This is a genomic window from Streptomyces sp. NPDC056527 (assembly GCF_042794475.1).
In the GTDB taxonomy this organism is placed as follows: Bacteria; Actinomycetota; Actinomycetes; order Streptomycetales; family Streptomycetaceae; genus Streptomyces.
On sequence record NZ_JBHTTQ010000149.1, the window covers coordinates 1 to 13543 of the forward strand.

General features: G+C 69.7%; 11 protein-coding genes. 3 read left to right on the forward strand and 8 right to left on the reverse strand.

Features of this window, described 5'->3' with window-relative positions:
- Positions 1-53 precede the first annotated feature (53 nt).
- From ACFQ7Q_RS35440 to ACFQ7Q_RS35475, 8 genes are all read right to left on the reverse strand, one after another.
- A complete protein-coding gene (locus ACFQ7Q_RS35440) occupies positions 54-635 on the reverse strand; it encodes an ATP/GTP-binding protein (protein ID WP_050791473.1) in 582 nt (193 codons plus the stop codon).
- Positions 616-1170: a DUF742 domain-containing protein gene (locus tag ACFQ7Q_RS35445; RefSeq protein ID WP_383562514.1), complete on the reverse strand. Its 555-nt coding sequence runs from the start codon at positions 1168-1170 to the stop codon at positions 616-618. Before ACFQ7Q_RS35445 ends, ACFQ7Q_RS35440 begins: the two co-directional genes overlap by 20 nt.
- Before the next feature lie 93 nt (positions 1171-1263).
- Positions 1264-1677 carry a roadblock/LC7 domain-containing protein gene (locus ACFQ7Q_RS35450; protein WP_005311461.1) on the reverse strand — a complete coding sequence of 138 codons (414 nt, stop codon included), beginning with the start codon at positions 1675-1677 and terminating at the stop codon, positions 1264-1266.
- Between the two features lie 7 nt (positions 1678-1684).
- On the reverse strand, positions 1685-4882 hold the full coding sequence (locus tag ACFQ7Q_RS35455) for a nitrate- and nitrite sensing domain-containing protein (protein WP_383562516.1): 3198 nt from the start codon (positions 4880-4882) through the stop codon (positions 1685-1687).
- Positions 4883-5221: 339 nt separating this feature from the next.
- Complete coding sequence (locus tag ACFQ7Q_RS35460; RefSeq protein ID WP_383562518.1) at positions 5222-5803, reverse strand: ATP/GTP-binding protein; 582 nt, start codon at positions 5801-5803, stop codon at positions 5222-5224.
- Positions 5784-6191, reverse strand: a complete 408-nt coding sequence (locus ACFQ7Q_RS35465) for a DUF742 domain-containing protein (protein ID WP_329115511.1) — start codon at positions 6189-6191, stop codon at positions 5784-5786. The genes ACFQ7Q_RS35460 and ACFQ7Q_RS35465 overlap by 20 nt, the downstream gene beginning before the upstream one ends.
- Before the next feature lie 126 nt (positions 6192-6317).
- The gene (locus tag ACFQ7Q_RS35470) at positions 6318-6731 is read right to left on the reverse strand and encodes a roadblock/LC7 domain-containing protein (protein WP_030325548.1); all 414 of its coding nucleotides are present in this window, start codon (positions 6729-6731) and stop codon (positions 6318-6320) included.
- Positions 6732-6740: 9 nt separating this feature from the next.
- On the reverse strand, positions 6741-10424 hold the full coding sequence (locus ACFQ7Q_RS35475; RefSeq protein ID WP_383562520.1) for a nitrate- and nitrite sensing domain-containing protein: 3684 nt from the start codon (positions 10422-10424) through the stop codon (positions 6741-6743).
- A 547-nt stretch (positions 10425-10971) separates the two neighbouring features.
- On the opposite strand from ACFQ7Q_RS35475, the gene ACFQ7Q_RS35480 reads away from it, so the two are divergent.
- The 3 genes from ACFQ7Q_RS35480 (at position 10972) to gltX (ending at position 13502) form a co-directional block, all read left to right on the forward strand.
- Entirely contained in the window at positions 10972-11160 is a 189-nt protein-coding gene (locus ACFQ7Q_RS35480; RefSeq protein WP_383562522.1) for a hypothetical protein, read from the forward strand.
- Positions 11161-11239: 79 nt separating this feature from the next.
- Positions 11240-12034: a fumarylacetoacetate hydrolase family protein gene (locus ACFQ7Q_RS35485; protein WP_362360945.1), complete on the forward strand. Its 795-nt coding sequence runs from the start codon at positions 11240-11242 to the stop codon at positions 12032-12034.
- Complete coding sequence (gltX, locus tag ACFQ7Q_RS35490; RefSeq protein ID WP_383562525.1) at positions 12027-13502, forward strand: glutamate--tRNA ligase; 1476 nt, start codon at positions 12027-12029, stop codon at positions 13500-13502. The genes ACFQ7Q_RS35485 and gltX overlap by 8 nt, the downstream gene beginning before the upstream one ends.
- Positions 13503-13543 lie beyond the last annotated feature (41 nt).

The following is a 13543-nucleotide window of genomic DNA, read 5'->3' on the forward strand; positions in this document are numbered from 1 at the left end:
CCGCACCGGAAATGGTGCGGCGGGCCCTTTCGTACGGGCAGACCGTCGGAGACCTACCGCAGGCGGGCCATCAGCGCGTGCTCGACCAGGGTGATGAGCGCGCTCTTGGCGTCCGCGCGGTGGCGGGCGTCGGTGGTGATGATCGGGGTGTCCGGACCGATCTGGAGGGCCTCACGGACCTCCTCCGGGTTGTACGGCTGGTGGCCGTCGAACCCGTTCAGGGCGATGACGAACGGCAGGCCGCTGTTCTCGAAGTAGTCGACGGCCGGGAAGCAGTCGGCGAGCCGCCGGGTGTCGACCAGAACGACCGCGCCGATCGCGCCGCGGACCAGGTCGTCCCACATGAACCAGAAGCGGTCCTGACCGGGCGTACCGAAGAGGTACAGGATCAGGTCCTGGTCCAGGGTGATACGGCCGAAGTCCATCGCGACAGTCGTCGTCGTCTTGTCGCCGGTGTGCGTGAGGTCGTCGATGCCCGCGGACGCAGACGTCATCACGGCCTCGGTACGCAGCGGGTTGATCTCCGAGACGGCGCCGACGAACGTGGTCTTGCCCACGCCGAAGCCACCCGCCACCACGATCTTCGCGCTGGTGGTTGAACGGGCCGCGCCGCCGCTAGAGCTTGCGAAGTCCACTGAGCACCCTTTCGAGCAGTGTCACGTCTGGCTGACCGCCGGCGGCCTCGTCGCCGCCGGGCTGGTGGATGGCGACAAGTCCGGCCTCGGCCAGGTCGGCGACGAGAATCCGGGCAACGCCGAGGGGAATGGAGAGAAGTGCCGAGATCTCGGCCACCGACTTGATCTCGAAGCACAGTCGGCAGATCCGCTGGTGCTCGGGCAACTGCCCCTGCAGCCGGGCCGGATCGGCCGTCGTACTGACCAGCGCCTCGATGGCGAGCTGGTAACGCGGCCGGGTCCGGCCGCCGGTCATCGCATAAGGACGCACCAGCGGGTTGTGCCCGCCGGAACCGCCGGAACCGCCCGCACCCCTGCGCGCGGAGCTCGGCGCGCCGACCGGAGCCGGCTGCTGGGCCTGAGGCTGCTGGTAGGGCTGTGCTGCGCCCTGTCTGCTCGGGGCGGAGGGAAAGTTGAACCGGTTCTGCGTGGTGTCGCCGTGCGGCTGCGAACCGTCAAAACCGTTGTAAGGGCGTCCGCCCGGGGGTGTACCCACGTCTCCTCCTCCGACTGCCTCGCGGTCCATGTCCCTGTGGAGCCGCGCCACCGCACCTTACGGTGCGGTGGCGTGAAACGCACTGTCTGTCTGTTAGTTGAGAAGACTTCCCTGAAGCTCCGCCCGGAGGTCAGGAGTCAGAACGCTGCCCGCGCGATCGACGAGCAGTGCCATCTCGTAGCCCACGAGGCCGATGTCGGCCTCCGGGTGCGCGAGCACGGCCAGCGAAGAGCCGTCCGAGATCGACATGATGAAGAGGAAGCCCCTCTCCATCTCCACGACGGTCTGGTTGACCGCACCGCCCTCGAAGATGCGGGACGCGCCCGCGGTCAGCGAGGTCAGTCCGGAGGCGACGGCCGCCAGCTGGTCGGCGCGGTCCCGGGGGAATCCCTCGGACATCGCCAGCAGGAGTCCGTCGGCGGAGACCACCACCGTGTGGGACACCCCAGGGGTGTTGTCCACGAAGTTGGTGATCAACCAGTTCAGATTCTGCGCCGCCTGGCTCATGCTCACACTAACGCTCCTGGTTGTAGGTACTGCCCGGGCCGAGGCCCGATCCGTTCGTGTCCGTTCCCGCGGTGCGTCCCTGCTGGACACCGCGGCGCAGGTTGCTCAACCTGCCCCGCACGTCCTCGGGAGCGCGGGAGACCTGGGGGCCGCCCTGCGGGGTCTGCTCCGCCGTGCCCTCGACCAGATTGGCCTTGGGGACGCGCTTCGGAAGACCGGACGAGGTGACCCCGCCCGCCTTCGGGTCGCGGAGCTTCTCGGCCCGCTGCCAGCGCTCGTCGTTCGTCGAGCGCCATTCCTCGGTGCCGTCGGCTTGGTTCTGCTGAACCGGCTGCTCGGCCGGCTGCTGGACCGTCCGCGTGGGCAGACCCTGCTGCGCGGGCTGCGAGCCCTGCGCGGCGGTGCTGCCACGGCGCGGCAGACCGGCGTCGGTCATCGCGTGGCCGGCGTCCGGGGTGGGGTTCGACGTGGGACCCGGACGGTCGAAGCCTACGCGCTCGGCGGCCGGTTCGGGAGCGCCGTGAGCAGATTCCGCATCCGCACCGTACGCCTGCTGGTAGCCACCCTGGTACGCGCCCTGATCCTGCCAGTCACCCTGGTGGGCCTGGGACTCGTAGGCGTTGTCGTACTGGGCCTGACCGTTGTCCTGGCCCTGGTAGACCGGTTCCGCATAGCCCTGTTCGGCATACCCGCCGGCGGGCTGGCCGTAGCCGTCGTAGCCCTGCTCCTGGTAGGCGTATCCGTCCTGCTGCGGAGCCTGGTTGCCGTAGTCGGGAGCGTACTCCTGGACGTACTCCTGCTCCTGTGCGTACTCCTGCTCGTACGGCTGCTGCTGCCCGTCCACCTCGTCGCGGTAGAGCGGACGCTCGCTGCCGTGAGCCTGCGACTCCAGGGCCGCCCGGCGCTCCTCGCGCATCAGCGAACGGTTCACCGGGTCGAGCTGGCGGTCGTCCGCCGGCTGCTCGTAGCGGGAGTCGTCGAAGCCGAGCTCCGCCGCGGTCCGCATCTGCGGCTGCACCGGCTCGAAGGCGTGCTGCTGCTGTTGCGGGATGATCTGCGAGACCGTGAAGTCGTTCTCGGGGAGCTGCTCGCCACCACCACCGTGGGTGATCGCGTCCGGCAGCATGACCAGCGAGGTCGTACCGGCCTGCTCGCCTGAGGGGCGGAGCTGGACGCGGACGCCGTGCCGGTCGGCCAGCCGGCCGACCACGAACAGGCCCATGCGCTGCGAGACGGCGGCGTCCACGGTCGGCGGGTTGGCCAGCTTGTGGTTGATGTCCGCGAAGTCCTCGGCGGTCAGGCCGATTCCCTTGTCGTGGATCTCGACCATCACGCGGCCGTCGGGCAGTCGGGTCGCGGTGACGCGGACCTTGGTCTGCGGCGAGGAGAACGTGGTGGCGTTCTCCAGGAGCTCGGCGAGCAGGTGCACGAGGTCGGTCACGGCCTGGCCGTGGATCTCGGCGTCCGGGACACCGGCGAGCTCGATGCGCTCGTACTGCTCCACCTCGGAGGAGGCGGCGCGCATGACGTCGACGAGCGGCACCGGCTGGTCCCAGCGGCGGCCCGGCTCCTCGCCGGCGAGGACGAGGAGGTTCTCGCCGTTGCGGCGCATACGGGTGGCCAGGTGGTCCAGGCGGAAGAGGTTCTCCAGCTGGTCCGGGTCGGCCTCGTTGTTCTCCAGGTCGGTGATGAGGGTCAGCTGGCCCTCGATCAGCGACTGGTTGCGGCGCGAGAGGTTGGTGAAGATCGCGTTGACGTTGCCCCGGAGCATGGCCTGCTCGGCGGCGAGCCGGACGGCCTCACGGTGGACCTGGTCGAAGGCGCGGGCGACCTCGCCGATCTCGTCCTGGGAGTCGATCGGGATCGGCTGGACCCGGGTGTCGACCCGGCCCGGCTCGGTACGGGACAGCTGGTCGACGAGCATCGGCAGACGCTGCTCGGCGATGGCGAAGGCGGCGGTGCGCAGCTCGCGCATCGAGCGGCTCATCTGGCGGGCCATCATCCCGGCGAGGATGAAGGCCGCGAGAAGGGCGATGACGACGATGCCACCGTTGAGGAAGGCGTCCGTCTTGGCGTCCGAGGAGATGTTCGCCGCCTCGGCCACGGCCTTGTCGACGAGCTCCTTCTCGACCGTGGTGTAGCCGTCGAACTTGCCGGTGGCCACGGCCATCCAGGTCTGGGCGTTGATGTCCTTCTGCTGCAGCGCGGCGATCGCCTCGGCGTCCGAGGCCGCACCGATCTCCTTGACCACACCGGTGAAGACGGAGCCGTCGGCGCCCTTCGGCAGGTCGAGGCCCGCCTCCTGCATCTTCTCCGCGCCGTCCTTGGCCTTCTCGCCCATGACCTGCTTCAGGCGGTCCACGTCCGCCTGGGTGCCACCGGAGTTGTACTCGCCGAGGGCGATCTGCTCCAGGTAGTTGTACGAGTTGAACGCCACGGACTGCTGGGCGAAGACCGCGTCCTTCTTGCTGGGCCGGACGAGGAGCTGCATGCCGATCGAGCGCTGCAGCGACGCGGCGCCCTTGGCGAGCTGGACGGCGTAGAGCGTACGGCCGTAGGCGGTGACGTTGCCGGTGCCGAGGCCGAGCTCGTTGGAGAACTCCATCAGGAAGTGCTGGACACCGGTGTACCCGAGCTGGGTGTTCACGGGGTCCAGAGCCGCGCTGTAGGAGATCTCGCGCAGCTTCTGGAGCTTGGGCTCCTCGCCCCTGAACAGCTTCAGGCGGCGCTCCAGGCCCTCGCCCTCGGGCATGCTCTTGACGGCCTCGTCGAACTTGACCTTGGCCGCGTCGGTGGCGGCGAACGCCTGCGTCACCTCGTCGCTCTTGCGGTCCTCGGGCGACTTCGCCGTGAGGAGGGGAGCGGCGGTGAGGTCACGCTCGTTGAGGAGCGCCTGGCTGTACTCCGAGGCGGCGCGCACGATCAGCGCCGTCTTCTCGGCGTTCTGGGCCTCCTGCCAGGTGTCGATCGACCCCTTCACCTGGAAGCCGCCCATGACGAGGCCGACCAGCACGGGTATGAGGAGGATCGCGTTCAGCCTGGTCGGTACGCGCCAGTTGCGCGGGGACAGCTTGCTCGAGCTGCCCTGGCCGCTGCCGGCCTGGGGCGTCACCGGCGGTTCAGCGGGCGACGCCACCATGCGTGCCGGCGGCGTGAAGTTGCCTCGCGCCTGCTGCTCCGCGGAGCTTTCCTTGCTTCGCCTCACTCGACCAACAACCTCTCGGCGTCGGCACCTACGTTGTGCCGGTGTTTCGTTCAGGGCCGTACTACTCGGGAGTTCATGAATTGCAGCACGTGAAGGGTGTCCGTTCCAAACAGCCCTGAGCACCGGTTTTGGCCACTCGGAGCCCAAGATAAAACGGGCATAAAGAACGAGCCCCGCCAAATGGCGAGGCTCAGGTGAGCACAGCGGCACCAATCGGATGCGTCGGGTGTCCGAGGGCCCGCAATTCTCATTCGAAACGTTATGAACACGGGGGCGGGCCGTGTCGAACGACACAGGCCGCCCCCCAAGAGGCGTACGACAACTTCCGTAGACGATCGCCTATTTGAGTCGTGCCATCAGCGCATGCTCGACAAGCGTGATCAAAGCGCTCTTGGCGTCCGCGCGATGGCGGGCGTCGGTGGTGATGATCGGAGTGCCCGGACCGATCTGCAGCGCCTCGCGGACCTCGTCGGGGGTGTACGGCTGGTGCCCCTCGAAGCCGTTCAGGGCGATGACGAACGGCAGGCCGCTGTTCTCGAAGTAGTCGACGGCCGGGAAGCAGTCGGCGAGACGGCGGGTGTCGACGAGCACGACGGCGCCGATGGCACCGCGGACCAGGTCGTCCCACATGAACCAGAAGCGGTCCTGACCGGGCGTACCGAAGAGGTACAGGATCAGGTCCTGGTCCAGGGTGATTCGGCCGAAGTCCATCGCCACCGTCGTGGTGGTCTTGTCACCGGTGTGCGTCAGGTCGTCGATCCCGGCCGAGGCCGAGGTCATCACGGCCTCGGTACGCAGCGGGTTGATCTCCGAGACGGCGCCGACGAACGTGGTCTTGCCCACGCCGAAGCCACCCGCCACCACGATCTTCGCGCTGGTGGTCGACCTGGCCGCGCCGCCGCTAGAGCTTGCGAAGTCCACTGAGCACCCTTTCGAGCAGTGTCACGTCCGGCGTGCCGCCGGCCTCTCCGTTACCCGGCTGGTGGATGGCCACCATGCCCGCCTCGGCCAGGTCGGCGACGAGGATCCGGGCGACGCCGAGCGGCATGGACAGCAGCGCCGAGACCTCGGCCACCGACTTGACCTCCCGGCACAGGTGGCAGATCCGCTGGTGCTCGGGAAGCAGCGTCGACAGGTGCGCCGGGTCGGCCGTGGTGCTGACCAGCGCCTCTATGGCGAGCTGGTAGCGCGGCCGGGTCCGGCCGCCGGTCATCGCGTACGGACGAACCAGCGGCTGGTCGCCTTCATACCCGTACGACTCGTCTATGGAAGAGCCGTACGGATCGTGAGAGGCGGGGGGCGGGGTCATTAATCCTCCGGGCGTGACGGCACGGGTCGAATGCCGTCTGATGGGGCCGGTGGGGGGCCGGATGGGGCGGCCGGACGGTGTGTGATCCCAGGGCGGCTCGGAGGGGCGGGCCACCCTGTCGGTGACTTAGTGCAGGAGGCTTCCCTGGAGCTCGGCACGGAGATCCGGGGTGAGTACGCTGCCGGCCCGGTCGACCAGCAGCGTCATCTCGTAGCCCACGAGGCCGATGTCGCACTCCGGGTGTGCGAGCACGGCCAGTGAGGAACCGTCGGAGACGGACATCAGGAAGAGGAAGCCGCGCTCCATCTCCACGACCGTCTGGGCCACAGGACCGCCCTCGAAGATCCGGGACGCGCCCGCGGTCAGCGAGGTAAGTCCGGATGCGACCGCCGCCAGCTGGTCGGCGCGGTCGCGGGGGAATCCTTCCGACATGGCCAGCAGCAGGCCGTCGGCGGAGACCACCACCGTGTGGGACACCCCAGGGGTGTTGTCCACGAAGTTGGTGATCAACCAGTTCAGATTCTGCGCCGCCTGGCTCATCGCGCTCAACTAACGCTCCTGCTGGTGGGTCGGGCCGAGGTGGAAGCTACCCGTGGTCGAGTTGCCCGCCTGGCGGCCCTGTTGGATACCGCGGCGCAGATTGGTGAGCCGGCCGCGGACGTCATCGGGTGCACGCGAGACCTGAGGGCCGGCCGTGTGGGCCTGCTCCTGCGCGGTTCCGGGTACGAGGTTGGCCTTCGGGACCCGTCGCGGCAGCCCGGAGGTGGTGACGCCGCCGGCCGCGGGCTTGCGGACCCGCTCGGCCTGGCGCACCAGTTCGTCGTTGGGCGAGGTCCGCCACGAGGCGGGTCCTGCCTGCTGACCGCCCTCGCCGCCGCCCTGCGCGGCAGGGCGCCGCGGAGCGGGGGAGGCGGGCTGCTGAGGCACGACCGGGGTCTGCATCGTCTGATCGACCGCGCCCCGTCCGTTGTCCTGCTGACCCTGGTCCTGGCCCTGACCGTGGAACCAGTTGGTCTCCAGCGTGTCGTACAGGGGGGTACGGGCGTCGCTCGGACCGCTCGCCGGAGGCAGGGCCTCGGGCTGGCGGGGCTGCTGCAACTGAGGCTGCTGCGGCTGCTGGGGCAGGTTCCCGGCCGGGCGGGGGGCACCGTAGTCGCCACCACCGCGCGGGCGCGGGGCCGGAGGCTGCTGCTGCGGGTACCCCTGCGGAGCCTGCTGCGGCTGTCCGAAGTCCGGGCGCGGGAACTGCGCGGTGGACGCCGGGTCCTGCGAAGGCTGCGGCTGGTACCCCTGAGGAGCCTGCTGCGGGTTCTGCTGGCGGCCGTAGTCCGGGCGCGGGAACTGGCCCGTGGAACCGGGGCCCTGAGGCGCCGAAGGACGGGGGTACTGGCCCGTCGTCTCCGGGTCCTCGTGACCGCGCGGCGCGTCCAGCGGAGACATCTCCTGCTGCGGGCGGCGGACCGGCTGAGCCGGCTCGTTGCCCCAGCTGGTGGTCTGCGGACGCTGCTGCTGCTGCGGGTTGCCGCCGGGCAGCTCGGCGCGCGGGTAGCCGCCCTGGCCCGGGCGACCGCCCTGCGGGGCCTGGTTGCCCTGGCCCTGCTGCGGCTGCTGCGGCTGCTGGGGAGCCTTGCCCTGGTTGCCCTGGTTGCCCTGGCCGCCCCAGACGTCCGTACGGGACGGAATGGCGCTCTGCGCACCGCCGAAGCCACCGGTGCCGAGGCCCGGACGCTGCGGCTCCGGGGACACCTGCGGCATCTGCGAGGTCTGCTGCCCCTGGGGCTGCGGCTGCTGCGGGGCCTGGCCCTGCGGACCGTTCGGGCGCTGCGCGCCGTCCCGGCCGGGCAGCGCCGCACGCGGGCCGCTGCCCGCGCCGACCTGACCGCGGGCGGCACTCGCACCGGCACCGAGCCGGCCGGCCGACGCCGAGGAGGCGGACGGCGCGCCACCGAGGCCCGGACGGCCACCGGCGCCGGGACCACCGGCCGCACCCGGACCGCCGGTCAGGCGGCCACCGGAACCGGCGGGAGCCTGCGGCATCGCGCCCTGGCCGCCGGGGCCCTGCTTGGGCGCGGGCTTCTTGCCGCCGTGGGCGACGTCGACGGGGAGCATGACGAGCGCGGTGGTGCCGCCGGAGTCCGACGGGCGCAGCTGGATCCGGATGCCGTGTCGCAGGGACAGGCGGCCGACCACGAACAGACCCATACGGCGGGAGACGGAGACGTCCACGGTGGGCGGCGAGGCGAGCCGCTCGTTGATCGCGGCGAGGTCCTCGGGGGAGAGGCCGATGCCGGTGTCGTGGATCTCGACGAGCACGCGGCCGTCGGGCAGCGCGTGACCGGTGACGCGGACCTTGGTCTGCGGCGAGGAGAACGAGGTGGCGTTCTCCAGCAGCTCGGCGAGGAGGTGCACGAGGTCGTTGACGACGCGGCCGGCGACCTCGGTCGCCGGGACGGCGGCCAGTTCGATGCGCTCGTACTGCTCCACCTCGGAGGCGGCGGCACGGAGCACGTCGACCAGCGGGACCGGACGGGTCCAGCGACGGCCGGGCTCCTCACCGGCGAGGACGAGGAGGTTCTCACCGTTACGGCGCATACGCGTCGCGAGGTGGTCGAGCTTGAAGAGCGACGAGAGCTGGTCCGGGTCGGCCTCGCGGGACTCCAGCTCGGAGATGAGCGAGAGCTGACGCTGGATAAGACCCTGGGAGCGGCGCGAGAGGTTGGTGAACATCGCGTTGACGTTGCCCCGCAGCAGGGCCTGCTCGGCGGCGAGGCGGACCGCCTCGCGGTGCACGTCGTCGAAGGCCGCGGCCACCTGGCCGATCTCGTCCCGGGAGTGCACACCGACGGACTCGACGGAGGTGTCGACGTCCTGCGGGTCGGCCTCGGAGAGCTGCTTGACGAGCTCGGGCAGACGGTCCTGGGCGACCTTGGTCGCGGTGTCCTGGAGCCGGCGGAGCGAGCGGATCATGGACCGCGCCACGACGAAGGCGCCGACGAGCGAGACACCGAGGACGAGGAGGATCAGCGCACCGTTGATGATGGCGTCGCGCTGCGACTCGGCGCGCAGCTCACGGGCCTTGGTGTCCATCTGGCCGAGCAGGTTGGCCTCGATGCGGCTCATCGCCACGATCTTGGTGCCGTACTCGTCGGTGAAGTTCAGGTGACCGCGCAGGGTGCGGCCGGCCAGTCCGCTGTCGGTGCTCAGCACCCGGTCCGCGTACTTGTCGGCGGCCTCGATGGAGGGGTTGCCGGTGGTGAGCGAGGCGGTCAGCTCGGCGGCGTCGCCACCGGCCGACTCGTAGATGGTCTCGAAGGACTTGAGCTCGACCTTCTCACCCTGCTGGGCGGCGTAGCCGTAGAGGCGGTCGCCCTGCTCCAGCTTGCCGGGCCTGCTGTTGTCCGGGGGCAGCGCGGAGGCGATGATCGCCTGCTGGACGGAGGCGTACTCCTTGGCGGACGAGAACGCCGCGAGCGCCCGGGTCCGCTTGATCATCTCGGGGTTGCTGGTCGCCTGCGCCATGTCCTGGGAGAGGCTGAGCAGCGAGCGGATCAGTCGGCTGTACGCCTCGACCGTCACCGAGTGGGAGACGCCCTGCTTGTACGCCTCCTGGCGGATGCCGCCGATCTGGACGACCTGGGACGCGATCTGGCTGACGTTCTGACGGATGCTCTGGAGCGCCTCGTCGCCCTCGGTGGCGGGGATGTCACCGGTGGCGTCCATGAACGCCTTCTGGGCACGGTCCGTGGCCTTGCGCTTGGTGGCGACCTGGTAGTCGCCGGCCGACTTCCCGTTGGCCAGCGGACCGGCGGAGCTGTCACGCTCGGACTGCAGGGCCTGGGCGAGGTCGGTCGCCTCCTGCGTCAGCTTGGTGAGCAGCTGAAGGTGGTCGAGCTGCTCCATGTCCTGGAGCGACTCGCTGATTCGGATGCCGCCGAGGCTGGTGGCCGCGACCACGGGGAGGGTCAGCAGGGCGACCAGACGCGTCGAGATGCGCCAGTTGCGCAGGGCTATTCGCGGCCCGACCTCGTTCTCGGCCTTGGGCTTCTGCGCGGTGGTGGCGGGCTCGGTGGCAGAGGTCGTGGCGCCGGAGCGCCCGGAGGCCTCACCGCCCTCGCCTGCCGGACCCTTGCCCGGGTTCGGGGCGTGCTGGGCCGAGGAACCGCGGTCGGTTCCGGCGCGAGGCTCCTGCTCCGCGGCAGCGTTGCTGCCATCCCTCTTGAATCGTCCCTGCACTAGCGTCGCAACCTCTGGACCAGGCGCCCTTCCGCGTGAACGGAGAGGACGGTGTCGGCGTCTCGGGACGCGGAATGCGCCCCTTGGTGGTCGTCGATGACCGGCGCAGTTCCCCCTTCCCCGCCGCTCACCCGGCGCTGCGTTGCGCCCCCTGCGCGCCGGCTTGAAACCCGCGGCGGTGCGTGGAATTCCAGCACAGTGCCGGATCTCCAACAAGGGCCGCGTCTCGGACGTCCTACGGCATAACAACCCGTGAACATCATGTCACCCCACGTAGAAGATGATCATGGAGGAATCGGACTTATTACTCCCAAAGGCTCATGGAGTCCGAGTGTCCCAGTCGCCATGATCAGGAGCGGAATGAAGCATTCAGTAGGGAAATGTCCGGTTCCTTGACCCCCGAGAGTGGACCGTAATGCCCGGATCGTCCCGGCCGTGGTGAGCAAACTCACACCTAGATCGTTGTCTCCCCCATGCATTCGAAGGGAATTGCACGTTTAGCCTGACGCTTTACAAGACTCCCCGTTCTGTAGAGGCGCGCGAAAACATGAAGACGACGATGCTGCTCCGCTCCACGGCCAACCCCCGCCGCACCACGCTCGCCCACCTCGAGGACGCCGAGCAGCTCGGCCGGGGCGCGCAGCTGGAGCACGTTGCCGAACTCCCGACGCAGACGGCCAACCCCCGCCGCACGGTCCTCATGACCGCCCCCGAGGCAGCACAGCCCGCACAGTAATACGGCGGGAGCCGCCCCTCACCGCGTTAGCCTGGAGCGTCAGACTCCAGCAAGTACCAAGTGAGGGGCGACAGCACTCGTGCGCATCGCCAGATTCTCCATCGACGGCAATGTCGCCTTCGGCGCCGTCGAGGGCGAGGGAACCGTCGAGTCCGGCGGCCTGGTCCTCGACATCATCAAGGGCATCCCGTACACCGACTTCGAGCTCAGCGGCACCAAGGTCCCGCTCGGCAAGGTACGGCTCCTGCCGCCCGTGCTCCCCAACAAGGTCGTGGCCATCGGCCGCAACTACGCGGAGCACGCCGCCGAACTCGGCAACGAGGTCCCGGAGGTCCCCGTCGCCTTCTTCAAGCCGACCACCTCGGTGATCGGCCCCGGCGACGCCATCGAGTACCCCTCCTTCTCCAACGAGCTGCACCACGAGGCCGAACTGGCCGTGGTCATCGGCCGTATGTGCCGCGAGGTCCCGCGCGAGCGCGTCAAGGACGTCATCTTCGGCTTCACCTGCGCCAACGACGTCACCGCCCGCGACGCGCAGGCGCGCGAGAAGCAGTGGGCCCGGGCCAAGGGCTTCGACACCAGCTGCCCGCTGGGCCCCTGGGTCGAGACGGGCCTGGACCTGGCCGCCGCGAGCGACCTCACCGTCCAGGCCACGGTCAACGGCGAACAACGCCAGCTCGGTCGCACCAGCGACATGATCCGCTCCATCGAGGACCTGGTCGTCCACATCACCGAGGCCATGACGCTGCTCCCGGGCGACGTCATCCTCACCGGCACCCCCGCCGGGGTCGGCCCCCTCAACGTCGGCGACGAGGTCGCCGTCACCATCGAAGGCATCGGCACTCTCACCAACAAGGTGATCAAGCGTGGCTAACGCGAACGTCCGCGTACGTTTCTGTCCCTCCCCGACCGGCAACCCCCACGTGGGCCTGGTCCGCACCGCCCTCTTCAACTGGGCCTTCGCCCGGCACAACCAGGGCACCATGGTCTTCCGCATCGAGGACACCGACGCGGCGCGCGACTCCGAGGAGTCGTACAACCAGCTGCTCGACTCGATGCGCTGGCTCGGTCTCGACTGGGACGAGGGCCCCGAGATCGGCGGCCCCCACGAGCCGTACCGCCAGTCGCAGCGGATGGACATCTACAAGGACGTCGCCGAGAAGCTGCTCGCCGGCGGCTACGCCTACCACTGCTTCTGCACCGCGGTGGAGCTCGAGGCCCGCCGCGACGCGGCCCGCCTGGCCGGCAAGCCCTCGGGCTACGACGGCACCTGCCGCAACCTGAGCGACGAGCGCATCGAGCGCTACCGCGCCGAGGGCCGCGAGTCGATCGTCCGCTTCAAGATGCCCGACGAGCCGATCACCTTCACCGACCTGGTCCGCGGCGAGCTCACCTTCACCCCGGACAACGTCCCGGACTACGGCATCGTGCGCGCCAACGGCGCCCCGCTGTACACCCTGGTGAACCCGGTCGACGACGCGCTGATGGAGATCACCCACGTCCTGCGCGGCGAGGACCTGCTCTCCTCCACCCCGCGCCAGATCGCGCTCTACAAGGCGCTGATCGAGCTGGGCGTCGCCAAGGAGATCCCCGCCTTCGGTCACCTGCCGTACGTGATGGGCGAGGGCAACAAGAAGCTGTCCAAGCGCGACCCGCAGGCGTCCCTGAACCTCTACCGGGAGCGCGGCTTCCTGCGCGAGGGGCTGCTGAACTACCTCTCGCTCCTGGGCTGGTCGTTCTCGGCGGACCAGGACATCTTCACCATCGAGCAGATGGTGGAGAAGTTCGACATCGCCGACGTCAACGCCAACCCGGCGCGCTTCGACCTGAAGAAGGCCGAGTCGATCAACGCCGACCACATCCGGATGCTGGACGTGAAGGCGTTCGCCGCGGCCTGCGAGCCCTGGCTGACGGCCCCGCATGCCGACTGGGCGCCCGAGGACTTCGACCGCGCCGCCTGGGATGCCATCGCGCCGCACGCCCAGACCCGCGTGACCGTCCTCTCGGACATCACGGCCAACGTGGACTTCCTCTTCCTGCCCGAGCCGGTCTTCGACCAGCCCTCGTGGGACAAGGCCATGAAGGGCGAGCCCGCGGCCCTTCTGACCACCGCCCGCGCCAAGCTGGAAGCGGCGGACTGGAACGACCCCGAGTCCCTCAAGAACGCGGTCCTGGCCGCCGGCGAGGAGCACGGCCTGAAGCTCGGCAAGGCCCAGGCCCCGGTTCGCGTCGCGGTCACCGGCCGCACGGTCGGCCTGCCGCTCTTCGAGTCCCTGGAGATCCTCGGCAAGGACAAGGCCCTGACCCGCATCGACGCGGCGCTGGCGAAGCTGGCTGCGTAACGCCTTCCGGTGCGCGACGAGGCCCCGGCTCCCGTGAAGGG

Excerpts from the sequence above, each read along its gene's own strand:
- ACFQ7Q_RS35470 (WP_030325548.1), bottom strand. The coding sequence starts at position 6,731 with ATGAGCCAGGCGGCGCAGAATCTGAACTGGTTGATCACCAACTTCGTG.
- ACFQ7Q_RS35480 (WP_383562522.1), top strand. The coding sequence starts at position 10,972 with ATGAAGACGACGATGCTGCTCCGCTCCACGGCCAACCCCCGCCGCACC.
- ACFQ7Q_RS35465 (WP_329115511.1), bottom strand. The coding sequence starts at position 6,191 with ATGACCCCGCCCCCCGCCTCTCACGATCCGTACGGCTCTTCCATAGAC.
- ACFQ7Q_RS35450 (WP_005311461.1), bottom strand. The coding sequence starts at position 1,677 with ATGAGCCAGGCGGCGCAGAATCTGAACTGGTTGATCACCAACTTCGTG.